Source organism: Streptomyces sp. DG2A-72 (assembly GCF_030499575.1).
Classification (GTDB): domain Bacteria; phylum Actinomycetota; class Actinomycetes; order Streptomycetales; family Streptomycetaceae; genus Streptomyces.
Window position 1 is genome coordinate 1,748,698 of record NZ_JASTLC010000001.1, and the last position, 22,551, is coordinate 1,771,248.

A 22,551-nucleotide genomic window follows, 5' to 3' on the forward strand; every position below is an offset into this window, starting at 1 on the left:
CGAGGGTTGTGGAGTGCGCGAAGGGTTTTCGCCCCCGCCGCCCCTACCGGTCCCATCCCCCAGGGGCTTCGCCCCTTCGACCCCACCAGGGGCTCCGCCCCTGGACCCCGTTCGGGGGCCAGCCCCCGGACCCCCGCCAGCCCCCGGACCCCCGCTCCTCAAACGCCGGAGGGGCTGAAAAAGATCCCGCCGGAGGGGCTGGATTGTGCGGCAGGGGCTGGACTGGCTGGGCTACCCCCGCGTCAGCGACAGCAAGTCCCTCGCCGGGCCCGTCGGGCGGTGGCCCGTTGGCCAGACTGCTCGGAGGTCTCTTGCCAGGGAGACCTTCTCGAGTGGGACGCGCACCAGTCGGCGCATGGAGAGTTCCTCGCCGACCGCCAGTTCGCTGAGGACCGCGGGGCCCGCGCCGCTTACCGCCGCTGCCTTTACCGCCGTGGTGGAGGAGAGTTCGATCAGGGGTCTGGCGAGGCCGCCCAGGGCTGCGTCGAGGACCTGGCGGGTGCCGGAGCCCTTCTCGCGGAGGATGAGGGGGGTTGCCGCCAGTTCAGCCGCCGCCAGGGGGCGTCGGCGGCGGGCCCAGGGGTGGTTGGGGGCCGTGACGACGATCAGGTGGTCGTGGGCTATGACCACCGAGTCGAGGCTGGTCGGGACGGACAGGCCTTCTACGAAGCCCAGGTCGGCTTCGTCGGAGAGCAGGCGTTGTGCCACCGCTGCCGAGTTGCCCGCGTGGAGGGACACCGCGGTGTCGGGGCGGGCGGCGCGCAGGGCCAGGAGCCAGCCCGGCAGGAGGTATTCGGCGATCGTCATGCTGGCCGCGACCCTGAGGCGTGAGTCCCTTCGGTCGCGCAGTGCCTGGGCGCCCGCGTCGAAGGCCTCGGCCGCCTCGACGATTCTGCGGGCCCAGTCCGTCACCAGTGCGCCGGCGTCGGTGAGGCGGGAGCCGCGTGGGGAACGGTCCACCAAGGCCACGCCCAGCTGGCGTTCCATCGAGCGGATCCGGCTGCTCGCCGCGGGCTGGGTGATGCCCATTTCGCGGGCCGCTCCGCCGAGGCTGCCGAGCCGTGCGACCGCCAGCAGCAGTTCCAGGGCTCCCAAGTCCGGCACCCGGTGGGCGAGGAGGGCCGGAGGGCGGTGGGGTTCTTCCGTGGCGCTGCTCATAAGGTCAGTTTATGCCCTCATAGACACGCGCCCTCTGGTCGGCGACCTTCCGCGACGGCACCGTGGCTGTATGGTCACCGCAGCCCAGCTCCTCCCTCGTGCCACCGCACGACCCCCGCGCGTCCCGGCCGTCCGTCACCTCGGACCCAACTGGTACGCCACCGTCATGGGCACCGCCATCGTCGCCACCGCCGGCGCCGCCCTGCCCGCTCCCCTCTCCGGCGCCCCCGGCCTGCGTGCCCTCTGTGCCACGGTGTGGGTCCTCTCGTTCCTCCTGCTCGTCGCACTGCTCTGCGCCCGGGCCCTCCATTGGGTTCACCACCGCGACCAGGCCCGCGCCCATCTCCTCGACCCCGCCGTCGCGCCCTTCTACGGCTGCCTCGCCATGGCCCTGCTGGCCGTCGGCGGCGGTGCCCTCACCGTCGGACGGGACTGGATCGGGACGGACGCGGCGGTCGCCCTCGATGCCGTGCTGTTCACCGCCGGCACGGTCGTGGGGCTCGCGGCAGCTGTCGCCGTCCCGTACCTGATGGCCGTACGGCATCGGGTGGAGCCGCATCAGGCCACGCCCGTATGGCTGCTGCCCCTCGTCGCTCCCATGGTGTCCGCCGCGCTCGGGCCGCTCCTCGTGCCGTATCTGCCGCCGGGGCAGGCTCAGGAGACTCTGCTGCTCGGCTGCTTCGCGTTGTTCGGGCTCAGTCTTCTGGCGACGCTGCTCATGCTGCCGCTGGTCTTCGGCCGGCTGATCACCAGGGGGCCGTTGCCGCTCGCGCTCACGCCCACGCTCTTCCTCGTGCTGGGGCCGCTCGGGCAGTCCACCACCGCCGTCGGCCACTTCGCGAACGTGGCCCCCGGGGTCGTGCCCGCCCCGTACAGCGACGGGTTGGGGATCCTCGCCGTTCTGTACGGCGTGCCGGTGATGGGCTTCGCCCTGCTCTGGTCGGTGTTCGCCACCGCCCATGTGCTGCGTGCCCGGCGGGACGGGATGAGGTTCGCCATGACCTGGTGGGCGTTCACCTTTCCGGTCGGCACGTGTGTCACCGGCGCGCAGGCGCTGTCGCGGCACACCGGGCTCGTCGCCTTCGAGTGGCTTGCGACTGGCTTGTACGTCGTCGTGGTCGTCGCCTGGGGCACGGCCGCCCTGCATACGGCGCGCGGACTGGTCAGCGGTGAGCTGCTCGCAGAGCCTCGGCCAGCACTCGTGGGGCCTCGGTCAGCGACGGGCCGTACCAGGTGAGGTGGCGTCCGTCGACCAGTGCACAGGGCAGGTCCGGGAAGGCCTCCGGTCCGTCGTCCGGCGTGAAGCGGTACGGCTCGTCCGGGAGCACCACCAAGTCGGGGGCAGCCGCGCACAGTTCGGCCACGGGGATGCGGGGGTAGCGCTCGGGGTGGGTCGCGTACAGGTTGTCCACGCCGAGGCGGGACAGTACGTCGCCCGCGAAGGTGTCCCGGCCCAGGACCATCCATGGGCGGCGCCAGATGGGGACGACCGCCGTCGTGCGGGTCTGTGGGGCCGGGAGCGCGGACCAGGACGTCTCCGCCTCGTCCAGCCAGCGGGGGCGGCTCTTCGCGCCGCAGGCGGTCAGCGTCCGCTCCAGTTCGCTGAACGCCTGCGGCACGCTCCGCACCTCGGTGACCAGGACGGCGATGCCTCTGGAGCGCAGGGCCTGGAGGTCCGGTGCCTGGTTCTCCTCCTCGTTGGCGACGACCAGGTCGGGACGGAGCGCGGTGATCCGGCCGATCGCCGGGTTCTTGGTGCCGCCGACGCGGGGCACGTCCAGGTCCGCCGGACGGGTGCACCAGTCGGTGGCGCCGACGAGGGTCCCTGGCAGTGTCCGGGCGACGGCCTCGGTGAGCGACGGGACGAGGGAGACGACTCTCACCGGCGCGGCCGGTCCCGGACGGCCTCGATGTGCTCGGCCACCGCGACGACGACCACCCGGGTGTCCGGCTCGGTGGCGCGCCAGCGGTGACGCACCCCGCCGGTGAGGTACAACGTGTCGCCACGGCCCAGGCGGTAGGCGCGGCCCTCCGCCTCGATCTCCACCGCTCCGTCGGCCACGTACATCAACTGGTCGTTGCGGTACTGGAATTCGCGGCCCGCGTCATGGTCGCCGGTGAACTCCGAGGCGTGCATCTGGTGGTGACCGCGCACCAGGGAACGCGTGCTGGGTTCCGGACCCGGTTCGCACTCCGCGCGGACGACGTCGACGCTGCACGCCGGGTCGGCGGCGGCGAGGAGTTCGACGGCGGTGGTGCGCAGGGCGTCGGCCATCTTCTCCAGGGAGCTTCTGCTGGGGCGTGCGCGGTCGTTCTCGACCTGGCTCAGGAACGGGACCGACAGGCCGCTGCGCTCGGCCACGACGGCGAGCGTGAGCTCCAGCGCCCGCCGCCGCCGCCGCACGGCCGCGCCCACGCGAAGCGGTTGTTCTTTGTGGTCGCCCATCGCTCCGGCTCCCTCCTTCGCCTTCGCTCGTCGGTCCGCTGCCGGTGCACCGCCATCCGGGCGCACTCCTTCTGATGAGTTCTCTGCACCCTACGCATGTTCGGCAAACCGTTTCATGCGCCTGTCACATCGCCGACACACAGAGTGCCGGGCGACCTCACAGTTCTCGCCAGTAGATCAGCTCTGCGGATTCTCCGGGCGCGGATTCCTCCTTAGGGGCGAAGAGGCCGACCAGGAGGGCCGGGTGACCGTGGACAGGGCCCTGACCCTGGTTCAGCACGAATGGGGTGCTGTTCAGTTCAATGCGCGCGCGGTCCCCCGTGTTCCCGGGCTCGGGGGCGACGTAGCGCTGTGTGGTTGTCCGGATTCTTTTCGTGGGCGGAGACAGAGAACGGCGCGCGCCCCGGTCCGTCAGGTGCCGGGGCGCGCGCCGGGTCAGGTCGCCGGCTGGGCGGCCGGAGTCATCCGGTCCACCATGTCCGGGTGCTCCTTGAGCCAGGCGGCGACGGCCTCCTCCTCGTGGCCCTGCCCGCGGTTCTTGATCTCCTGCTCCAGGGTGCCGAGCTCGTCCTCGCTCATCTTGAAGTTCTTGATCCACTTCGTGAGCTGCGGGTACCGCTCGGGGAAGTCCTGGTTGGAGATGGTGCGGATGGTGTTGCCCTCGCCGAAGTACTTCTCCGGGTCGGCGAGCTTGGTCAGCTTGTACTCGCTGTACGCCCAGTGCGGCGACCACAGGACGACGGCGATCGGCTCCCGCTTGGCGTAGGCCCGCTTGAGCTCGGCCAGCATCGCCGGCGTGGAGCCGTCGACGACGTCGTACTCCTTGTCGAGGCCGTACCCGGGCAGGACCTTCGTCTTGAGGAGGTTCATCTCGCCGGTGCCCGGCTCGATGCCGATGATCTTCCCGTCGAAGGTGCCGGCCTTGCCCTTGAGGTCCTCGAGGGAGTCGATGCCCTTCACATACGAGGGGACGGCGACTTCCAGTGACGTCGGCTCGTACCAGGTGCCCAGGTCGTTGAGCTTGTCCTTGTGCTGATCCCAGTAGTTCGACTGGGCGTAGGGCAGCCAGGCGTCGAAGTTGAGATCGAGGTCGCCGGAGGCCAGGCCGGTGTAGACCGGGCCGACGTCCATCTGCTTGAGGTTCAGCTTGTAGCCGCGCCGTTCCAGGACGTTCTTCCACAGGTAGGTGACGGCGACGTCCTCGTCCCAGGGGAACCAGGCCACGTCCAGGGGACGCTTCGCCTCGGCCGGGCCCGCGGTGCTCTGCACCGGGGCCAGCTTGTCGACGACACCCGGGTTCGACTTCAGCCAGGTGCGTACGGCTTGCTGCTGCTTGCCCTGGCCGGCCTTGTTGATCTCCGACTCCAGGCTGGTGAGCTGTTCCTCGCTCAGCTTGAAGTTCTTCAGCCACTGGCTGACGACCGGGTTCTCCTGGGTGAAGCCCTTGCGCGCGAGGGTGTGCACGCCGTCGCCCGAGCCCCAGGCGCCCTTCGGGTCCTTGAGCTTCTTCAGCTTGTAGTCGCTGTACGCCCAGTGCGGCGACCAGAGCGTGACGACGATCGGTTCCTGCTTGGCGTAGGCGCGCTTGAGCTGTGCCAGCATCGCCGGCGTGGAGCTGTCGACGACCTTGTACTCCTTGTCGAGGCCGTACTCCTTGAGGACCTTGCTCTTGAGCAGGCTCATCATGCCGGCGCTGGACTCGATGCCGGTGATCTTGCCGCCGAACTCCGCGGCCTTGCCCTTGAGGTCGTCGAGAGAGTCGACGTCCTTCATGTAGGCGGGCACGCTCAGCTCCAGAGAGGTGGGGCCGTACCAGGCGCCCAGGTCCTCCAGCTGCTTGCCGTACTTCTTCCAGTACTGCTCGTGCGTGACCGGCAGCCAGGAGTCGGTCTGGAAGTCGATGTCGCCCTGGGAGAGCGAGGTGTAGAGCGGTCCGGCCTCGAACTGCTTGGTCTCCACCTCGTAGCCGCGCTGCTCCAGCACCTCCTTCCAGAGGTAGGTGGAGGCGACGCCCTCGTCCCAGGGGATGTAGCCGATGCTGATCTTCTTGCCCTGGCCGACGTTCGTGCCGGAGGCGACCGGTTCGGTCTTGTCGCCGCCGAAGACGCCCATGCCGCCCGCGACGAGCGCGAGGACGACGACGCCGACCACGGCGACGGCCGGGCGGGGACGGTACGACCAGATCTTCAGGCCCTGCGCGGCACGCAGCCGGGCGGCGGCCCGGCGGCCGAGCGGCGAGACCTGGGTGCCCAGCGCGCTGGTCATGCGGTCGAGGTAGATCGCGAGGATCACGATGGCGATGCCCGCTTCGGCGCCCAGGCCTACGTTGAGCTGGCCGATCGCCTCGTTCACGTCACCGCCGAGGCCGTCGGCGCCGACCATGCCGGCGATTGCGGCCATGGACAGGCCGAGCATGATGACCTGGTTCACACCGGCCATCACGGTGGGCAGCGCCAGCGGGAACTGGACGCGCATCAGGGTGTCGCGCGGGGTGGTGCCGAACGCCTCGGCGGCCTCGACCAGTTCCTTGTCGACCTGGCGGATGCCCAGCTCGGTCATGCGCACGCCGGGGGCGAGCGCGAAGATCAGGGTGGCGACGATGCCCGCGGCGGCGCCGCTGCCGAAGAAGAGGATCGCCGGGATGAGGTAGACCATCGCCGGCAGCGTCTGCATCAGGTCCAGCACGGGCCGTACGACCGCGCTGACCCGGTTCGAGCGGGCCGCCCAGATGCCCACGGGCACCGAGAGGACGAGCGCGATGACGGTGGCGACGAAGACGAGTGACAGCGTCATCATCGCGTTCTCCCACAACTCCAGGGAGATGATGAAGGCGAATCCCGCGAAGGTGAGGATGCCGGCGAGCGTGCCGCGCAGCCAGAAGGCGATCACCGCGAAGATGCCCGCGAGGAGCAGCGGCTCGGGCGCCTGCAGCACGGAGTCGACGCCCTCGTAGGCGCCGCGGAAGACCTCTTCGAGGAAGTCGAAGAGCCATCCCAGGTGGGTGGTGAGCCAGTCGACCGCGTCGTTGACCCAGGAGCCGAACTCGATCCTAGGCACGGGCCGTCACCTTCTCTCCGCCCTTGTCGCGCGGGGAGTCGCACGGCGCGGGGGCCCCGGTCTCGTCACCGAGGAAGCCGACGAGCCGCTGGCGCGGTACGACGCCGACCAGCTTGCCCTTCCCGTCGAGCACGGCGACGGGGTGGGAGAGCCGGGCGCTGATGGCGCACAGTTCGGCGAACGGCGTCTCGGGCGTTGCCGTCGCGCACTGACAGTCGGCCTCATCGCCGCGCAGCTCCGTGTCCATGACGGAGGACGCGGTCAGGACGCGGGAACGGTCGACGTCCTTGGTGAAGGAGGCGACGTAGTCGTCGGCGGGGCGCACCAGGATGTCCTCGGCGGTGCCGATCTGGACGATGCTGCCGTCGCGCATGACGGCGATGCGATCGCCCAGGCGCATGGCCTCGTTGAGGTCGTGGGTGATGAAGACGATGGTCTTCTTCAGGCGCTGCTGGAGCGTCAGGAGCTGGTCCTGCATATCGCGGCGGATCAGCGGGTCGAGCGCGCTGAACGACTCGTCCATCAGCAGCAGATCGGCGTCCGTGGCCAGGGCTCGGGCCAGGCCCACGCGCTGCTGCATACCACCGGACAGCTCGTCGGGCCAGGACTTCTCCCAGCCGGCCAGGCCGCACATCTCCAGCGCCTCGGTGGCGCGCTTCTCCCGCTCGGCGCGGGGCACTCCCTGTACGGCGAGGCCGTAGGCGGCGTTCTCCAGGACACTGCGGTGCGGGAACAGCGCGAAGTGCTGGAACACCATGCTGATCTTGTTCGCGCGGACCTCACGCAGTTCCCGGGCGCCGAGAGCGGTCAGGTCCTGTCCGTCGAACCGGACCTGTCCCGCAGTCGGCTCCAGGAGCCCGTTGAGCATGCGCAGCAACGTGGACTTGCCTGAACCCGACAGGCCCATCACAACGAATATCTGTCCGGGTTCCACGGTGAAGGACGCGTCGACCACGGCAGCGGTGGTGCCGTCGGCCCGCAGTTCGTCCCGGTCGGCACCTTGCCGGAGCCGGTCGACTGCTTGATCCGGTCGTCTGCCGAACACCTTGTACAGATGCTCTGCCTCAAGGGTTGATGACACGCGTATCTCTCTGCTCGGGGGCCAGGAAACGGGCGGCGCCGGCGCTAAGAAGTTGAAATGCGCAACCGGCCTCGCTCCGAGGCGGCGCCTGCCCGCGCCATGGCAGGTCAAACGCTTGAGTGGTCCAGTTCACAAGGCCTTTACTTATGTGCCGTGAACGCAATGAGCTGGGCATATGGGTGATGCATCCGGGTGACTGTCGGTGCCGTACGGCATGATGGCGAGCCGTGATGGGACGACTGATGCTCCTCGACACCGCCTCGCTCTATTTCCGCGCCTATTTCGGCGTTCCGGACTCCGTGAAGGCCCCGGACGGCACGCCGGTGAACGCCGTGCGCGGGCTGCTGGAGTTCATCGACCGTCTGGTCAAGGACCACCGTCCGGACGCTCTGGTGGCCTGCATGGACGCCGACTGGCGGCCGCAGTGGCGGGTCGACCTGATCCCCTCGTACAAGGCGCACCGCGTGGCCGAGGAGCATGAGGTCGGCCCCGACGAGGAGGTCGTGCCCGACACGCTCTCGCCACAGGTGCCGGTCATCGAGGACGTCCTGGACGCGCTCGGCATCGCGCGCGTGGGCGTCGAGGGGTACGAGGCGGACGACGTGATCGGCACGTTCACCGCCCGCGCCACCGGCCCGGTCGACATCGTCACCGGCGACCGCGACCTGTACCAGCTGGTGGACGACGCGCGCGGGGTGCGAGTGCTGTATCCCCTCAAGGGCGTCGGCACGCTCCAGCTCACCGACGAGGCGTGGCTGCGCGAGAAGTATGGCGTCGACGGGAGGGGGTACGCGGATCTGGCGACGCTGCGCGGGGACCCGAGCGACGGCCTGCCCGGCGTGCCCGGCATCGGCGAGAAGACAGCGGCCAAGCTGCTCACCGAGTTCGGGGACCTGGCCGGGATCATGGCCGCGGTCGACGACCCGAAGGCGAAGCTCACCCCGTCCCAGCGCAAACGGCTCGACGAGTCGCGGCCGTACGTCGCGGTGGCGCCGACGGTCGTGAAGGTCGCGGACGACGTCCCACTGCCGGACGTCGACACGACCCTGCCGCGTACGCCGCGCGATCCGGCGGCGCTGGAGAAACTCGCGGCCCGCTGGGGTCTGGGCGGATCGCTGCAGCGGCTGTTGACGACACTTGATACATGACAGGCACCGTCGTGTGATGCATGCCATATCGGCGTGAAGTACTCAGAAATTCTTCACGCGCGAGGTGTTAACTGGGGGGAAGTGCTAACTTAGGCAAACCTAAGCTAAGGGAACAGGGAGGCCGCCATGGCAGAACGTCCGGCCCGCAAGCCGCGGAAGCCCCATGCCGCACAGGTCGTGCGTACCGAACGGCTGACCCCTCATATGCAGCGAGTCGTTCTCGGCGGCGACGGGCTCGCGGACTTCGCGGCGGGCACCTGCACCGACCACTATGTGAAGCTCCTGTTCCCGACCGGGGGCGCGACCTACCCGGAGCCCTTCGACCTGGACCGGATCCGGGCCGAATTCCCCCGCGAGCAGTGGCCGGTGACCCGCACGTACACCGTGCGGCACTGGGACGCGGAGCACCGCGAGCTGACGCTGGACTTCGTCATTCACGGCGACGAGGGGCTGGCCGGGCCCTGGGCGATGCGGGTGCAGCCCGGCGAGACCGTGCGGTTCATGGGCCCCGGCGGCGCCTATGCCCCCGACGCGAGCGCCGACTGGCATCTGTTCGTAGGTGACGAGAGCGCGCTGCCCGCCATCGCCTGCGCTCTGGAGGCCCTGCCCGCCGGCGCCAAGACCTTCGCCTTCGTCGAGGTCTCCGGCCCCGAGGAGGAGCAGAAGGTGGACTCCGACGTGGAGATCATCTGGCTGCACCGCGGGGACCGGCCCATCGGCGAGGCGCTGGTGGAGGCCGTACGGGCGCTGGAGTTCCCCGAGGGCCGGGTGCACGCGTTCGTGCACGGCGAGGCGGCCTTCGTGAAGGAGCTGCGCGCGCTGCTGCGGGTCGAGCGGCAGATCGCGCGGGAGGACCTCTCGATCTCCGGCTACTGGCGGCTCGGCCACAACGAGGACGGCTGGCAGGCGGCCAAGCGGGAGTGGAACGCGCGCATCGAGGCGGAGCAGGAGGGTGCGGCGCCGGCCGCATGACAACGGACCAGGGCGGCCCGCGCGTTGATGGCGCGGGCCGCTTTTCGCGGTCTCAGACCGACCGCTGGTAGGACCGGAACGTCCGGATCGACAGCCACACCGCCGCGACCGCCAGGGCCAGCAGCGCGCCGCCGTGGCTGAGTACGTCGCCCCAGTCGGGGTGGTCGGACAGGGCTGAACGGCCCGCGACCATCGCCCAGTCGAGCGGGTTGAAGTCGGCGATGTGCCGTGGGAGAGCGCCGTAAAGGCGCTGGACGGAAGGTCAGCGAGCAGCAGGAAACGTGGCCGAGTGTGCGCTCACATACTCCTCCGCGCAGGCGAGTCATCCACCTCGGCCTCCTCATCTGGACGCGGAGCAAAGTTAATGGTCACTTTCATGGAGGGAAGCCGGTACGCGGGCGTCAGAGGGGTGCCCTCATACTCGCCCAGCCTGAGGATCGCCTTCTCCCGGATCCCCTCCTTGAGCCATCTGCTGGCGTTGTTGTAGATGGTCTGCCAGCGTCCGAACTCCTCATCGGGGAGCTCATTCCAGCAAATCCCATTGCGCAGCTTGTAGAGCGCGGCGTCCATGACGAGACGGCGGTCCACTGCGCGCCCCCTCAGCTTCGGAAACCGGGAAGAAGGCCTGCACCCGCTCCCGCTGATCGTCAGTGAGGCGGTCAGGAATGGTGAGCCCATGCTTCTCGAACCAGGCTTCAAACGGATTCGAATGGATCGACGCCAAGGGCATGAGAAAGTGGGCCCGTCGTGGACATGCCGACGTGACGCACCCGAAACAGGCTCCCCCTAATTTCTGTCACCCGACAGGAACTCCGCCCCTTCCCCGCCGAAGGCAGGTGCCGCCGTGGCCTCCCCCTCAGGAACCCCCTCCGACGTACGTCCCGATCCCCTGGAGTCCTCCGACGACCGGGCCCTCGCCGCGTTCGGCTACCGCCAGGAGCTGCACCGCAGCCTCGGCCAGTACGCCTCGTTCGCGGCCGGGTTCTCCTTCATCTCCGTACTGACGACCGTCTTCCAGTTCTTCGCGTTCGGGTACGCGTTCGGCGGCCCCGTCTTCTTCTGGGCCTGGCCGGCGGTGCTGATCGGGCAGCTGCTGGTGGCCGCCTGCTTCGCGGAGCTGGCGGCGCGTTATCCGATCTCGGGCGCGATCTATCAGTGGTCGTCGCGCCTGTCGAACCTCACCTTCGGCTGGTTCGCCGGCTGGATCATGGTGATCGGGCAGATCGTGGTGGTCGCCGCGGCGGCGCTCGCCCTGCAGGTGGTCCTGCCCGCCATCTGGTCCGGCTTCCAGCTGATCGGCGACGACCCGGCACCCACCTCGGCGAGCGGCGCGGCCAACGCGGCGCTCCTCGGCGTGCTCCTGCTGTCCCTGACGACCTTGGTGAACGTCCTCGACAACCGTGTGCTGTCGCTGGTCAACCGCGTCGGCGTCACCGCCGAGATCATCGGCGCCGTCCTCATCATCGTCCTGCTGTTCACCCACTCCGAGCGCTCCCCCGGCATCACCTTCGAGACCGGGACCGCCGCCGAGTCGGGTCTGGTGGGGGCGCTGCTGGTGGGCTCGTTCACGGCGGCGTACGTGATGATCGGATTCGACAGCGCGGGCGAGATGAGCGAGGAGACACGCCGGCCGCGGCGCACCGCGCCCCGTACGATCCTCACCGCGCTCGGCTCGGCCGGCCTGCTCGGCGGCCTGATCATCCTCGGCGGTCTGCTGGCCGCGCCCAGCCTCACCGACGGCCGGCTCGGGGTCGAGGGCATGAGCTACGTCCTCACCAGCAGCCTCGGCGACGGCGTCGGCCGGGCCCTGCTCGTCGACGTGGTGGTGGCGATCACCGTGGCGACCCTGGCCATCCAGACTTCGGCCTGCCGAATGCTGTTCTCCATGGCCCGCGACGGCCAGCTGCCCTTCGCCGGTCGCCTCGCGAAGGTCAACCCACGCACCGGCATGCCCGTGGCGCCCGCCCTGGTGGTCGGCGTCCTCGCGGCAGCCCTGCTGCTGCTCAACTTCGGCTCCCCGGAGGCATTCCTGGCCATCGGCACCACCTGCATCGTGATGCTCTATCTCGCCTACGCCATGGTCACCGGCCCCCTGCTGCTGCGCCGCCTGCGCGGCGACTTCCCGGCCGGCGGCACCGACGAGCAGGGCCGCCCCCTGTTCTCCCTCGGCCGTTGGGGCATCCCGGTCAACGCCCTCGCCCTGCTGTACGGCCTGTTCATGACGGTCAACCTGGCGTGGCCACGGGCGGCGGTGTACGACCCGGCGGGCGGGCACTGGTACTTCCAGTGGTTCACGGTGTTGTTCCTGGGCGCCACGGTCGTCGTTGGCGCGGCATTCCGGGCGTACCGCGGTCTCAGGGCTGTGTCGACGACGGCCGTACCGGAGACGGCCGTTTAGGACGACCGGCCTGTCCGGTCAGTCGCCCTTCACGCGCGCGTGCAGGTGCATGTCGTGCCCCCCGTCCGCGTGGAGGACGGCACTGCGCTTGGTGCCCTCCAGGGCGAAGCCCATCTTGGTCGCGACGCGGCGGGACGCCTCGTTGCGGACGGCGTGTATGAGCTCGAGGCGGTGGAAACCGATGTCGTCCAGGGCCCAGCGGGCCAGGGTGGTCGTGGCGCGGGCGATGATGCTCTGGCCGCGGGCTTCGATGACGGTCCGGTAGGCGACTTCGGCCGTGCCCTCGTCGAGCCGTATCTCGCGCAGTGCCACACGGCCCAGCAGACGGTCGAAGTCCGCGTCCACAACGGCCCACTGTGCGGTTCGCTCCTCCCCCCAGTCCTTGTGCCGACCCTCGATCCAGCCGCCGACCTCCTCCGCGGAATCGGCGGCCTTCGCGTGCCACTGCTGCAGAATGGGGCCCTGGAAGATGGCATGCGCGGCGGGCGCGTCTGTGGCCGTCCAGGGGCGCAGGACCAGGCCGTCACCGGTGGCGATGGCGGGCTGGGGGGGGGTGCCGGAGAGGGTGTCTCGGGTGAGGACGAGGTCGATGAGGAAGGGCATGCACGGCATCCTGCCAACGGGGGGTAGAGCCCAACGGAATTTCGGGAGGCGACGGGCTCACGGGCTCTTGCGGGCTGCCGGCGCCGGTCCGCACGCCGAGGACGCCCGGCCCCAGCCGGGAGCCCTCGGCTGTCCGGGCTGTCAGCACGGACCGCGTTGTGCGGTGTGGCGTGACGCCTTCGTGGTACGCCGCGCCAGTCTCAGATGCAGGCGGCGCGGATGCATGACTGTTGCCAACGGGGTCGGCCGGACATCCGTGCCGGGAGCGCACTCCACCTGCCACCGGTTCGCGATGGTGGCGAGCGCCAGTGTCGCCTCGGCCAGGGCGTAGGCATCGCCTATGCACTTGCGGGCGCCGGCACCGAAGGTGGCGAACGACCCGCGGGGCAGATCGGCGGCGCGGTCCGGCAGCCAACGGTCCGGAGTGAAGCCCGTCGGGTCGGCGTGAACCGCCGCCTGGCGGTGCACTACCGGCGGGCTGATCACCAGCGTCGTCCCCGGCTCCAGGCGCCGACCGGCCAGTTCCACCTGCGATGCGGTGATTCTCGTGTACAGCCACGCGGGCGGATACAACCGGAGGGATTCGGTGATCATCCGGTTGGTAAAAGGCAGTTCGGGCAGGTCGCTCCAGCCTGCCGGGCGCCCTCCGAGCACTGCGTCGGTCTCTTCGTGGACTTTGCGGACGGCCTCCGGGTGCTTGGACATCAGGTACAGGGTCCAGGTCAGGTTCGCGGCAACGGTCTCGGATCCGCCGAACAGCATGGTGATGACCTGGTCGTGAACCTCGTCGTCGGTCAGACCCGCTCCGCCACCCTCGTCGCGGGCGGACACCAGCATCGAGAGCAGATCTCCGTGGTCCCTGCCGCCGCGCCGGTAGTCCGCCATGATGCGGTCCACCGTGCCGTGCAGGTGATCAAGTGCCCGCTCGTAGCGGTGGTTCGCGGGCAGAGGCAGTCGCTGCCACGCCCTCGGCAGGAACATGCGTTGGAAGAGCCCGCCGAGCGCGGTCTCGAAGGAACGCTGGATGCTGTCCACGGCGCCGTCGTCGACGTGGGCGGTGAACAGCGTACGGACCGCGGCGCGCAATGCGAAGCCGTACAGCACCGGGAAGGCATCGATGACCTGGCCTTCACGCCAGGACTCGGTCAGCGCGGTGCTCTCCTGCTCCATCACTTCCGCGTATTGCTGAAGCCGTGCCCGGTGAAAGGCGGGCTGGAGCAGTCGGCGCTGCCTGCGGTGGTCTCGGTGCGGGCAGCTGCCCAGTCCGTTGCCGACGATGTCCCGGAGCCGGTCGAAGAGCGCGCCGCCCTTGTCGAAGACGCGGTCCTCCATGAGGACTTGCCGCAGCAGTTCGGGATGGCAGGGTACGTACGCGCGGGTTGGGCCGATCCGGATCTCGACCAGGTCGCCGTAAACGGGCAGCGAATCGAGGAACTCGACCGGCCGCCGCATCAGCTGGAGCGCATGCCCCACAAGGGGCAGCGCCCTGGGGGCCGTCCCGGTGACGAAGTTGGTGGCCATGGGCTCTTCCTCCCCCCTACGCACTCTGCGCAGCCGGAAGCGCATAGCGGTTGGTACCCACGCTCCACGCGTAACTGCCGGATATCCAGGTACCCAGGGCTTCGGTGAACCTCGCCACGGCGTCACGTTCCCGTCCGGTCAGGTCCAGCGGGGCACACAGCCGAGGTACCTGCGCGTACAGGCTGGTGAAGTCGGCCAGTTGCCGGTCGAATATTCGCACCGCTTCGTCGATCGCCTCGTCGCGGCGCAGCTTCCCATGGTGCTCCAGCAGCAGGACGAGGTTGTGCGTGTCACGATGCGACTCCTCCCGCTCCACCCCGTGGACGTCGTTCACCACGGCGATCACGTCGGATGCTGTGTACCTCAACCGCCTCATCCACGCGCTGTCCTGTACGCGGGCCGGCACTTCGAACCCGCCGACACGCTCGGCCATGTCGAGGAACGGCTCCACCCCCACGCTGATGCAGCGCAGAGCGCGGTAACTGTCGATGTCGAGGATGATGCCGTTGCGGTGGTTGTGATCCTCCAGCGGGAAGGTGGCGAAGAAGTCTGCCCAGTTCCGGGCCGATCGTGCCTGCCAGTCGTGCGTCATGCCCTCGCACAGCTCTTGCCACAGACGAAGCCAGACCCGGACGAACGGCGTAGGGCGGCGTAAAGGCCTGCTCCAGGCGGGCGCTGCGGGGGCGGAAGTTCCTTGCGCGGGCCTCGTGACGGCCGTCATGTCCTCGATGATCCTGGCGACCAGGCCCGGTGCCCGCTCTCCCGGCCCTGACAGCTGGTCGTCCATCACGAATGCCAGCCCCAGCGTGTCGGAGGCCAGATCCAGCGCCGCGCCCACCGCGTAAGGGTAGGTGAGACTCGCCAGCCCGATGTGATCCACCGTGCGGAGGAACGCTTCCAGCGCCCCGGGCCCACTCACCAGGCCGTCATCCCGCATCCATGCGCACCCGCGGGCATGGCAGCGCTTTCGGTCCGGGCTGGTACGAGCCGGAAACGGAATCGAGAATTGAATTTCCTGTGACATGTCTTTCCCCTGTTGCATGTGTTGTCGAAAGCTCCCACGCAGTGGCCAGGCGCAGGCGCAAGGGCATCGAGCAGTTCGGTGGAAGTGCCGGCGAGGGCCGCACCGATACGTCGGGGGGCGTTCACAGGTGCACTTGAGCGGGCTGTCGGAGGGCAGAAAGCGGTAGGGCAGGCCAAGAGTGACCATCGCCGTGGGAGTACCGGCGTTCTGTCGACCGACAGCGTTGTCCGGGAAAGCCGGACGACTTTGGACAGGTCGCGGACGCGGACCACCGGAGCGACACCATGGGCGGAGAAAACGACAGCGCGTTCGGGCCGCCCGTATCGTTTCAGGTCCCGCTCCGCGGTCTGGATGGCGCGGACGACGCCGGCGCAGAAACCGCAGAGGACGGCCGGCAATACACGTACGCTGGGTGGGGTCATGCGCCCCTCCGTGTGGTCGTGTCCACCAGGCCGCTACAGGCCCGGGACGGTGGCCGGGGACAGGGACGTGGGGGTGTTGAGGAGGGCCAGGACGGCGTCGCTGCTTCGGGCAATCATGTCCTCGACGTGGGCAGGCCCGGTGGCGGTGGGGAGTGCGCGGATGTGGGCGGCGTCAGCCTAGGTCAGCTCCGCGCGGCAGACCAGGCGGCGCAACGCGTCCGCGTGGGGCGGTGGCCGCCTACCGCAGGGCGAGGGCGAGCGGGGCCGTGGTCTGACGTCGCGCAGATCGTCCAGGCGGGACGTGCGGTGACGTCCGGGTCCCCGAAAACGCCGAGCAACCCTTCGCGCAGTTGGAAGGCCTCGCCCAGGGTCAGCGCGTAGGCGGTGAGGGTGTCGAGGAGGCTTGGGTCGACGCCGGCCAGGACGGCGCCGATGTGCAGGAGGGCGTTCGATCGTGTACCTGGCACCGTTGAAACGGGCGATCTCGCCCACGGCGCACACCTTGGCCACCAGAAACTCGCGGATCTCGCCTGCCAGTCCGACAAGCCGCTCCGTCGGCAATGCCTTCACCGCGGTTGGAACGCACGACTCCGACAACGCCTGTCCCGCAGTTGGTCTCTGATCCACAGACATCACCCCACGCGCTCGGCCGACAGGAAGAGCACGCCGCGCCAAGGCCGCTTGTACGACTTGGACGAGTTCTACAGTGTGCCAGGCGTAAGCCCATGGCGGGAGGCGCACGCATGTACGTACTTGATGCGTACACGGCCCACGCAGTGCGCCCCCGAAGAAGACCCGCACTGCGTACTTCCACAGGACGCGCATCTCGCTTCACACCCGCATACGCCCCACCGAAACGAGACAAGTCCTTGCTCTCATCGCCGGGACATCAAGGATCCTGGCAGCGTTCCGGCATTGGCTGTCCCGGCTGGGCTCACGGTTCTTTGCCGGGCTGACACCGCCTCGTCGCCTCGCTGTCGGTGCCCTTCATAGACTTGATCGTGATGAGACGCCGTAGCCCGCCCCCGCCCTCTCCCCTGCCGCAGCGCAACGGGGTGGATCCGGTGCGGGTGCGGTTGCCGAGCGGGGACGCGTGGACGACCGTGCGGGATCATCTCGTGGCGCGGCTTGCGGCCGGGGCCAGGGTGATCGACGAGATGCTGGACGCGGGGCGGATCGTGGACGCCACCGGGCGTCCGGTATCCAGGGACATGGCGTACGTGCCGGGGATGTTTGTGTGGTTCCACCGGGAGCTGGCCGACGAGGAACGGGTACCGTTCGCGGTCGACGTCGTGTACCGGGACGAGCACGTGGTGGTGGCCGACAAACCACACTTCCTGGCCACCACGCCGCGCGGCAGCCATGTCGCCGAGACGGCCCTGGCGCGACTGCGGCGGGAGCTGGGCGTCCCGACGCTGAGCGCGGCGCACCGGCTGGACCGGCTGACGGCCGGGCTGGTGCTGTTCACCGTGCGGCCCGAGGAGCGCGGCGCGTACCAGTCGCTGTTCCGTGACAAGCGGGTGGCGAAGGAGTACGAGGCGGTGGCCCCGTACGACCTCGCACTGGACCTGCCAGTCACCCTGCGCAGCCGGATCGTCAAGGAGCGCGGGGTGGTGGCGGCCCGCGAGATCGTGGGCACGCCCAACGCCGTCAGCCGGGTCGAGTTGCTGGAGCACCGGAACGGGCGTGCCCGGTACAGGTTGACACCGCGTACCGGGCAGACGCACCAGCTGAGGGTGCACATGAGCGCCCTTGGGGTGCCGATCCTCGGCGATCCCCTCTATCCGGTGGTGACCGGCCCCGTGGCGGCCGGTGACTTCCGGCGTCCGCTCCAACTGCTCGCGCGGGTGCTGGAGTTCACCGATCCGATCACGGGGTGCGAGCACCGGTTCGTCAGCCCGCGTGTGCTGCGGGCCTGGTCGTCGTACGACGAGTGGGACGGGTAGCCCCGGTGGCCAGTCGGTTCAGTCGCCGCGCCACCAGCGCAGGAGGCGCCGGAACACCCCCGGCTGATCGGCCGGCTCGGGCGCCGGCGTCGGCGTCGGAGCGGAGGGCACCGGAGCGGGGGGTTCCGGAGCAGCCGTCTGCGGCTGTGGCGTGCTGAACTGCCAGTTGCTGGGGCGCTGTGACTGCACCGGATGTGCGGGGAGCGCCATAACGTCCTGCTGGGGCTTGGGCGCGAACTCCACGGGCAGTTCCACCAGGTGCCGGTTCGAGATGGACGCCCGCCAGCGCAGTTCGTGCTCCTCGCAGGCGAGTTCGACGTCGGGAAGGCGCGTCAGCAGCGCGTCGACGCCGACGTCGGCGATGGCGCGGCCGATGTCCTGGCCCGGGCATTCGTGGGGACCGCCGCTGAAGGCGAGGTGGGAGCGGTTGCCCTGCATGTTGACCGTGGGGTCGGGACGGACGCGCGGGTCGACGTTGCCCGGTTCAATTCCCATGAGGAGGCCGTCGCCTCTGCGGATGCGCTGACCGCCCAGCTCGGTCTCCTGCTTGGCGAAGTAGCCCAAGAGGGTGCTGAAGGGCGGCTCGTCCCATAGGGACTGCTCGACCGCCTGGGGCACCGTCATCTGGCCGCCGCTGAGCTGGGCACGGAATCGCGGGTCGGTGAGCACCACTCGCAGTACGTTGGCAAGGAGGTTGGCGGTGGCCTCGTACGCGACGATCAGGACGACGCGCAGGTGCTGGCTGACCTCCTCGTCGGTCAGCCGCGCCGGATGATTGATGAGGTGGCTGGTGAAGTCGTCCTTGGGTTCGGCACGACGGCGGGCGGTGAGCCGCATCAGGACGTCCATGATGTACGCGTTGCTGGCGATGGCGGTCTCGGTGCCCTTGGGCAGGTCGCGGGCGGCCTCCACGATCCGGTCGTTGTACTCCTCGGGCATACCGAGGATCTCGCACATCACCATCATCGGCAGACGCTCGGCGAACTGGCTTACCAGGTCGGCCTTGCCCTCCTCGCAGAACTTGTTGACGAGGTCCTGGGTCGCGCGGTTGATGTGGCGGCGGATACGGCGGTGGTCGATGGTCGACATGGCGCCGGTGACCGCGCCACGCAGCCGCAGGTGCTCGTCGCCCTCGGCGTGGCAGCAGATGGGCTGCCAGGCGAGGTGCGGCATGAGCGGGTGATCGGGCCTGACGGTGCCGTCCTGCAGCGAGGTCCACAACCGGGTGTCACGGCTGTACTGCGAGGGCGTGCGCACCATGTGCATGTTCTCGCTGTGGCCGAGGACCACCCAGATCGGCACGTCCTCGTGCAGTAGTGCTGGAGCCACGGGGCCGTGCTCGGCACGGAGCTTCTCGTACACGGCTTCCAGGTCCTCCGCCTCGGGGCCGTACAGCCGGCGCAGCCCGCCGGGGCCGATGCCGTGTGCAGGGCAGCCGGGGGGCGGGGTGGCCGTGGGCTCGTCCGTACCAGTCGGGGAGAGAGGTTCAGGCGTCACGATGGTCGCTCCGAAGCTGAAGTGATTCCGGTGTACAGGAGGTGATGGGGTCCCCGGGTTCAGGCGGTTCGGCGAAGCCGGGAACGTGGGGGAGGTCGTGCGTGCGGCTCATGGAACGTGAGCCGCACGCACGGTTCGGGGACGGGGTACGGCGGCCGTACGGCTCGACCGTTGCGTGGGTCACGCAGGGGCCTTCGCGGTCGCCAGCGCATGCAGGAAGTGCATCAGGGTCATCAGGACGTCGCGGCTGGAGGCCCGGCGGCGTGCGTCGCACTCGACGATGGGGATCTCCTCGGGCAGGTCGAGTGCCGTACGGAGTTCGGAGATGGGGTAACGGGGCGCGTCCGGGAAGCTGTTGATGGCCACCACGAAGGGCACTCCGCACTCCTCCAGTCGCCCTATGACGTCGAAGCTGACCTCGAGGCGGCGGGTGTCGACCAGCACGACCGCGCCCAGCGCACCCTCGAACAACCCGTTCCACAGGAACCAGAAGCGTTGCTGGCCGGGGGTGCCGAAGAGGTACAGCACGAGCTGATCGGTGATGCTGATGCGGCCGAAGTCCATCGCGACGGTGGTGGCCGTCTTGGATTCCGAGCCGAAGTTGTCGTCGATGCCGACGCCGGCCTGCGTCATGGTCTCTTCGGTGGTCAGTGGCCTGATCTCGCTGACCGAGCCGACCATGGTCGTCTTGCCGACGCCGAACCCGCCCACGATCACGATCTTGACCGCGGCCTCGGCCGTGTGCGGCAGCTGGTCCTCGGTCCGTGGACCGGGGATGATGTCAGAGCTTTTGAAGTCCATGCATCACCGCTTCGAGAATTGAACGGTCGGCGACGGCCTGGCGCACGATCGGGGCGCGCGCCGTCACCAGTCCGGCCGTCAGCATGTCGGTGAGCAGGACCGTCATCATGCTGAACGGCAGGTTGAGATAGGCCGAGAGCTCGGCCACGGACAGAGGGGCGGCACAGAGCCGGAGCAACGCCGACTGTTCCGGCGTGGCGGAAGGCGGGGGGTCGGCGCGCGCCACGATTAAGGTGACGAGGTCGATGTCCGCGTCACGCTCGCCGCCGTCCGGGCCGGCCACCACGAAGAGCCGTTCCGGCTTCTTCTGGTTCCCGGGCTTGGCGGGCGGTGGAGGCGGTTGTTCCTTGGGGTATCGCCGCTGGCGTTGCGGAGGACTCATACGGTCTGCCCGTTGCGCCGGGGCGGACTGGTGAGATGGGCGCCGATGCGGGCGACGAGGTCGGACATACGGTTGCTCATGCGGCCGGGTTCGGCGAACGTGTCGGAGAGCACGGCGAGATAGGCGTTGGAACCGGCGGCCATCAAATAGAAGTAGCCGCCTTTGATCTCGATGAGGACCATCTTCATCGTGCCGTCGCTGTTCGGGATCTCCGAGGCGACGGCGCTCGCCAGACTCTGCAGGCCGGCGCAGGCCGCGGCGACGCGGTCGGCGGTGTCCGGGTCGCCACCGTAGCGGGCGATGCGCAGTCCGTCGGCGGAGAGCACCACGATCATCTGGATGCCCGGTACGCCGTCGTGGAGCTCCTTGAGCATCCAGTCGAAGTTGGCGCGCTGCTGGATCACTTGAGGTCCCCCTCGTCGTCGGCCTCGGGGCGGGCCGGTTGGGTTCGCGGTTTGAGTGTGAGCGGGTCGGGCTTGCCCTTGAGTCCCTCCCAGAACGCCTCGACCCAGGCTCCGGGAACGGACTCGTCCTCATCCGGCTCGGGCTCGGGCTCGGGCTCGGACTTGGGTGTCGACCAGATGGTCGGACGGCCCTCCCGTTCGGCCTGCTCGATGGCCGCCTGCTCGGCGAGCCGCTTGCTGAGCGGGGTCTTGACCCGGCTGCGGCGCTGGGGCAGCCCGCCTGCGGTCCATTCGGTGACGACGGGGACGTCGTCCTCCATGGAGACCCCTGCGGGGATCTTCGGGCTGGTGGGGCGCCGCTTCTTGGGGGCGCGCTTGGGACCTTCGAGCACATCGGGGCCCTCGGCCTTGGGCGCCGATCCGGCGCCGATGCCGTGGGCGAGTCCGGGCGCGGGGTCGGTGGTCATCATCTCGCGCGGCACCACGAGGATGGCGCGGACGCCGCCGTAGGCGGAGGACCGCAGCGAGACCCGCATGCTGTAGGCCGTGCAGAGGCGGCCGACGACAGCCAGGCCCAGGCGCGGGGACTCGCCGAGGTCCTGGAGGTCGGTGCCCTGCTGGGCGCGCTCGAGCATGCCCTCGACCTTGGCGCGGGCCTCCTCGCTGAGGCTGACACCGGCGTCCTCGATCTCGATCGCGACACCGGTCTGCACCTCGGTGGCGGTGACGTGCACCTTGCTCTGCGGCGGCGAGTAGCGCGTGGCGTTGTCGAGGAGTTCGGCCGCGGCGTGGATGACCGGCTCGACGGAGATGCCGGCGATGTTGACCTGGGCGATGGAGTCCAGGCTGATGCGGCGGTACTCCAGGATCCGGGACATCGCACCACGCAGCACGCTGTACAGCGGAACGGGTTCGGGCCACTGGCGGCCGGGGCGGCCACCACCGAGCACGGAGATGGAGTCGGCGAGGCGGCCGATCAGCATGGTGCCGTGGTCGATGCGCAGCAGGTCGTCGAAGACCTCGGGGTTGCGGCCGTGGTCCTCCTCCATCTCCCGCAGTTCCACGGCCTGTTGGTGAACGATCGCCTGGACGCGGCGGGCGATGTCGACGAAGGAGCGCTGGGCGGAGTCGCGCAGGGCTTCCTCGTGGTCGACGATGTCGAGCATCGACTCCACCAACCCCAGCTGCACCCGGGAGAGTTGGGCACCGGACGGGTCCGTCCCTGCGAGGTCCCGCATCACCTCATAGGAGGAAACGCCACAGCGCAGCCGATGGATCGCGGCGGGCGTGATCTCCGTGGCGAGGCGGGTCATCTCCTCGTCGTGGGCGGCGATACGCCGTTCCAGATGCGCGGTGTGACGGGCGTGCTCGGCCCGCACGTCCCGCAAGGCACGGCCGCGGCGCACCGCTTCGGCTGCCGTCGCGATCACCAGCAGCGTGGCGACGGCGCCGCACCAGCCGACGGCCGTCCGGGCCGGCCCGGTCACCAGGGCGACGGCGGCTCCGGTCGCCGCGGCCATCACTATGGCGGGCAACAACAGCACGCGCGCGTAGGGCAGTTCACGTCGACGAGGTGGAGAGGCGGGAGGAGTGTGAACGCTCACCATGTAGGCCCTCTGAAACGAATCGGCGGGGTGTCGGGGGAGCTTGCAGGGGGTACGTCTTGGAGTTGTCAGGATCTTCTGCATGTT

At 69.4% G+C, this 22,551-nt stretch carries 20 protein-coding genes and 1 pseudogene; 5 read left to right on the forward strand and 16 right to left on the reverse strand.

Annotated features, from left to right (window positions below; translation table 11 throughout):
- Positions 1 to 231: 231 nt before the first annotated feature.
- Positions 232 to 1,158 (reverse strand): LysR family transcriptional regulator, encoded by a 927-nt coding sequence (locus QQY66_RS08480; protein WP_301978478.1) that lies wholly within the window; start codon positions 1,156 to 1,158, stop codon positions 232 to 234.
- A 70-nt stretch (positions 1,159 to 1,228) separates the two neighbouring features.
- Between QQY66_RS08480 and QQY66_RS08485 the strand changes: the two genes are divergently transcribed.
- Positions 1,229 to 2,395 (forward strand): TDT family transporter, encoded by a 1,167-nt coding sequence (locus QQY66_RS08485; protein WP_301978479.1) that lies wholly within the window; start codon positions 1,229 to 1,231, stop codon positions 2,393 to 2,395.
- Here the strand turns inward: QQY66_RS08485 and QQY66_RS08490 are convergent.
- From QQY66_RS08490 to QQY66_RS08505, 4 genes are all read right to left on the reverse strand, one after another.
- The gene (locus tag QQY66_RS08490; protein ID WP_301978480.1) at positions 2,322 to 3,041 is read right to left on the reverse strand and encodes a helical backbone metal receptor; all 720 of its coding nucleotides are present in this window, start codon (positions 3,039 to 3,041) and stop codon (positions 2,322 to 2,324) included. The two genes, QQY66_RS08485 and QQY66_RS08490, sit on opposite strands and share 74 nt — an antisense overlap.
- Entirely contained in the window at positions 3,038 to 3,604 is a 567-nt protein-coding gene (locus QQY66_RS08495) for a helix-turn-helix domain-containing protein (protein WP_301978481.1), read from the reverse strand. Before QQY66_RS08495 ends, QQY66_RS08490 begins: the two co-directional genes overlap by 4 nt.
- 435 nt (positions 3,605 to 4,039) lie before the next feature.
- Positions 4,040 to 6,661: an ABC transporter permease/substrate binding protein gene (locus QQY66_RS08500; protein WP_301978482.1), complete on the reverse strand. Its 2,622-nt coding sequence runs from the start codon at positions 6,659 to 6,661 to the stop codon at positions 4,040 to 4,042.
- The gene (locus QQY66_RS08505) at positions 6,654 to 7,742 is read right to left on the reverse strand and encodes a glycine betaine/L-proline ABC transporter ATP-binding protein (protein WP_301978483.1); all 1,089 of its coding nucleotides are present in this window, start codon (positions 7,740 to 7,742) and stop codon (positions 6,654 to 6,656) included. The genes QQY66_RS08500 and QQY66_RS08505 overlap by 8 nt, the downstream gene beginning before the upstream one ends.
- A 230-nt stretch (positions 7,743 to 7,972) precedes the next feature.
- Between QQY66_RS08505 and QQY66_RS08510 the strand changes: the two genes are divergently transcribed.
- Complete coding sequence (locus tag QQY66_RS08510; protein WP_301978484.1) at positions 7,973 to 8,890, forward strand: 5'-3' exonuclease; 918 nt, start codon at positions 7,973 to 7,975, stop codon at positions 8,888 to 8,890.
- A 126-nt stretch (positions 8,891 to 9,016) separates the two neighbouring features.
- Complete coding sequence (locus QQY66_RS08515) at positions 9,017 to 9,862, forward strand: siderophore-interacting protein (protein ID WP_301978485.1); 846 nt, start codon at positions 9,017 to 9,019, stop codon at positions 9,860 to 9,862.
- Between the two features lie 52 nt (positions 9,863 to 9,914).
- On the opposite strand, the pseudogene QQY66_RS08520 reads toward QQY66_RS08515, so the two are convergent.
- Both QQY66_RS08520 and QQY66_RS08525 read right to left on the reverse strand, forming a co-directional pair.
- Positions 9,915 to 10,091, reverse strand: a pseudogene (locus QQY66_RS08520) (ABC transporter permease); the annotation flags it as partial.
- Positions 10,092 to 10,159: 68 nt separating this feature from the next.
- Positions 10,160 to 10,450, reverse strand: coding sequence for a transposase (locus tag QQY66_RS08525; protein ID WP_301978486.1), 291 nt, complete (start codon positions 10,448 to 10,450; stop codon positions 10,160 to 10,162).
- Between the two features lie 256 nt (positions 10,451 to 10,706).
- On the opposite strand from QQY66_RS08525, the gene QQY66_RS08530 reads away from it, so the two are divergent.
- Complete coding sequence (locus QQY66_RS08530; RefSeq protein ID WP_301978487.1) at positions 10,707 to 12,260, forward strand: amino acid permease; 1,554 nt, start codon at positions 10,707 to 10,709, stop codon at positions 12,258 to 12,260.
- Positions 12,261 to 12,278: 18 nt separating this feature from the next.
- On the opposite strand, the gene QQY66_RS08535 is transcribed toward QQY66_RS08530, so the two are convergent.
- The 4 genes from QQY66_RS08535 to QQY66_RS08550 all read right to left on the reverse strand — a co-directional run bounded on the left by QQY66_RS08535 (position 12,279) and on the right by QQY66_RS08550 (position 16,297).
- Positions 12,279 to 12,863, reverse strand: a complete 585-nt coding sequence (locus QQY66_RS08535; protein WP_301978490.1) for a GNAT family N-acetyltransferase — start codon at positions 12,861 to 12,863, stop codon at positions 12,279 to 12,281.
- Between the two features lie 141 nt (positions 12,864 to 13,004).
- Entirely contained in the window at positions 13,005 to 14,384 is a 1,380-nt protein-coding gene (locus QQY66_RS08540) for a cytochrome P450 (protein WP_301978491.1), read from the reverse strand.
- A 16-nt stretch (positions 14,385 to 14,400) separates the two neighbouring features.
- Positions 14,401 to 15,321, reverse strand: coding sequence for a hypothetical protein (locus QQY66_RS08545; protein ID WP_301978492.1), 921 nt, complete (start codon positions 15,319 to 15,321; stop codon positions 14,401 to 14,403).
- A 691-nt stretch (positions 15,322 to 16,012) separates the two neighbouring features.
- Positions 16,013 to 16,297, reverse strand: coding sequence for a polyprenyl synthetase family protein (locus QQY66_RS08550; RefSeq protein ID WP_301978493.1), 285 nt, complete (start codon positions 16,295 to 16,297; stop codon positions 16,013 to 16,015).
- 537 nt (positions 16,298 to 16,834) lie between these two features.
- On the opposite strand from QQY66_RS08550, the gene QQY66_RS08555 reads away from it, so the two are divergent.
- Positions 16,835 to 17,776 (forward strand): RluA family pseudouridine synthase, encoded by a 942-nt coding sequence (locus QQY66_RS08555; RefSeq protein WP_301978494.1) that lies wholly within the window; start codon positions 16,835 to 16,837, stop codon positions 17,774 to 17,776.
- Between the two features lie 18 nt (positions 17,777 to 17,794).
- Here QQY66_RS08555 and QQY66_RS08560 read toward each other — a convergent pair whose 3' ends face one another.
- The 5 genes from QQY66_RS08560 to QQY66_RS08580 all read right to left on the reverse strand — a co-directional run bounded on the left by QQY66_RS08560 (position 17,795) and on the right by QQY66_RS08580 (position 22,467).
- Entirely contained in the window at positions 17,795 to 19,273 is a 1,479-nt protein-coding gene (locus QQY66_RS08560) for a cytochrome P450 (RefSeq protein ID WP_301978495.1), read from the reverse strand.
- 180 nt (positions 19,274 to 19,453) lie between these two features.
- Complete coding sequence (locus QQY66_RS08565) at positions 19,454 to 20,074, reverse strand: ATP/GTP-binding protein (RefSeq protein WP_301978496.1); 621 nt, start codon at positions 20,072 to 20,074, stop codon at positions 19,454 to 19,456.
- Positions 20,055 to 20,456 (reverse strand): DUF742 domain-containing protein, encoded by a 402-nt coding sequence (locus QQY66_RS08570; RefSeq protein ID WP_301978498.1) that lies wholly within the window; start codon positions 20,454 to 20,456, stop codon positions 20,055 to 20,057. The genes QQY66_RS08565 and QQY66_RS08570 overlap by 20 nt, the downstream gene beginning before the upstream one ends.
- On the reverse strand, positions 20,453 to 20,860 hold the full coding sequence (locus QQY66_RS08575; RefSeq protein ID WP_301978499.1) for a roadblock/LC7 domain-containing protein: 408 nt from the start codon (positions 20,858 to 20,860) through the stop codon (positions 20,453 to 20,455). Before QQY66_RS08575 ends, QQY66_RS08570 begins: the two co-directional genes overlap by 4 nt.
- Positions 20,857 to 22,467, reverse strand: a complete 1,611-nt coding sequence (locus tag QQY66_RS08580) for a sensor histidine kinase KdpD (protein WP_301978500.1) — start codon at positions 22,465 to 22,467, stop codon at positions 20,857 to 20,859. The genes QQY66_RS08575 and QQY66_RS08580 overlap by 4 nt, the downstream gene beginning before the upstream one ends.
- Positions 22,468 to 22,551 lie beyond the last annotated feature (84 nt).

Bases quoted from the DNA above. Each gene is read 5' to 3' on its own strand.
- QQY66_RS08480 (WP_301978478.1), bottom strand. From the start codon at position 1,158: ATGAGCAGCGCCACGGAAGAACCCCACCGCCCTCCGGCCCTCCTCGCC.
- QQY66_RS08485 (WP_301978479.1), top strand. From the start codon at position 1,229: ATGGTCACCGCAGCCCAGCTCCTCCCTCGTGCCACCGCACGACCCCCG.
- QQY66_RS08495 (WP_301978481.1), bottom strand. From the start codon at position 3,604: ATGGGCGACCACAAAGAACAACCGCTTCGCGTGGGCGCGGCCGTGCGG.
- QQY66_RS08510 (WP_301978484.1), top strand. From the start codon at position 7,973: ATGGGACGACTGATGCTCCTCGACACCGCCTCGCTCTATTTCCGCGCC.
- QQY66_RS08515 (WP_301978485.1), top strand. From the start codon at position 9,017: ATGGCAGAACGTCCGGCCCGCAAGCCGCGGAAGCCCCATGCCGCACAG.
- QQY66_RS08535 (WP_301978490.1), bottom strand. From the start codon at position 12,863: ATGCCCTTCCTCATCGACCTCGTCCTCACCCGAGACACCCTCTCCGGC.
- QQY66_RS08540 (WP_301978491.1), bottom strand. From the start codon at position 14,384: ATGGCCACCAACTTCGTCACCGGGACGGCCCCCAGGGCGCTGCCCCTT.
- QQY66_RS08545 (WP_301978492.1), bottom strand. From the start codon at position 15,321: ATGCGGGATGACGGCCTGGTGAGTGGGCCCGGGGCGCTGGAAGCGTTC.
- QQY66_RS08555 (WP_301978494.1), top strand. From the start codon at position 16,835: ATGAGACGCCGTAGCCCGCCCCCGCCCTCTCCCCTGCCGCAGCGCAAC.
- QQY66_RS08565 (WP_301978496.1), bottom strand. From the start codon at position 20,074: ATGGACTTCAAAAGCTCTGACATCATCCCCGGTCCACGGACCGAGGAC.
- QQY66_RS08570 (WP_301978498.1), bottom strand. From the start codon at position 20,456: ATGAGTCCTCCGCAACGCCAGCGGCGATACCCCAAGGAACAACCGCCT.
- QQY66_RS08580 (WP_301978500.1), bottom strand. From the start codon at position 22,467: ATGGTGAGCGTTCACACTCCTCCCGCCTCTCCACCTCGTCGACGTGAA.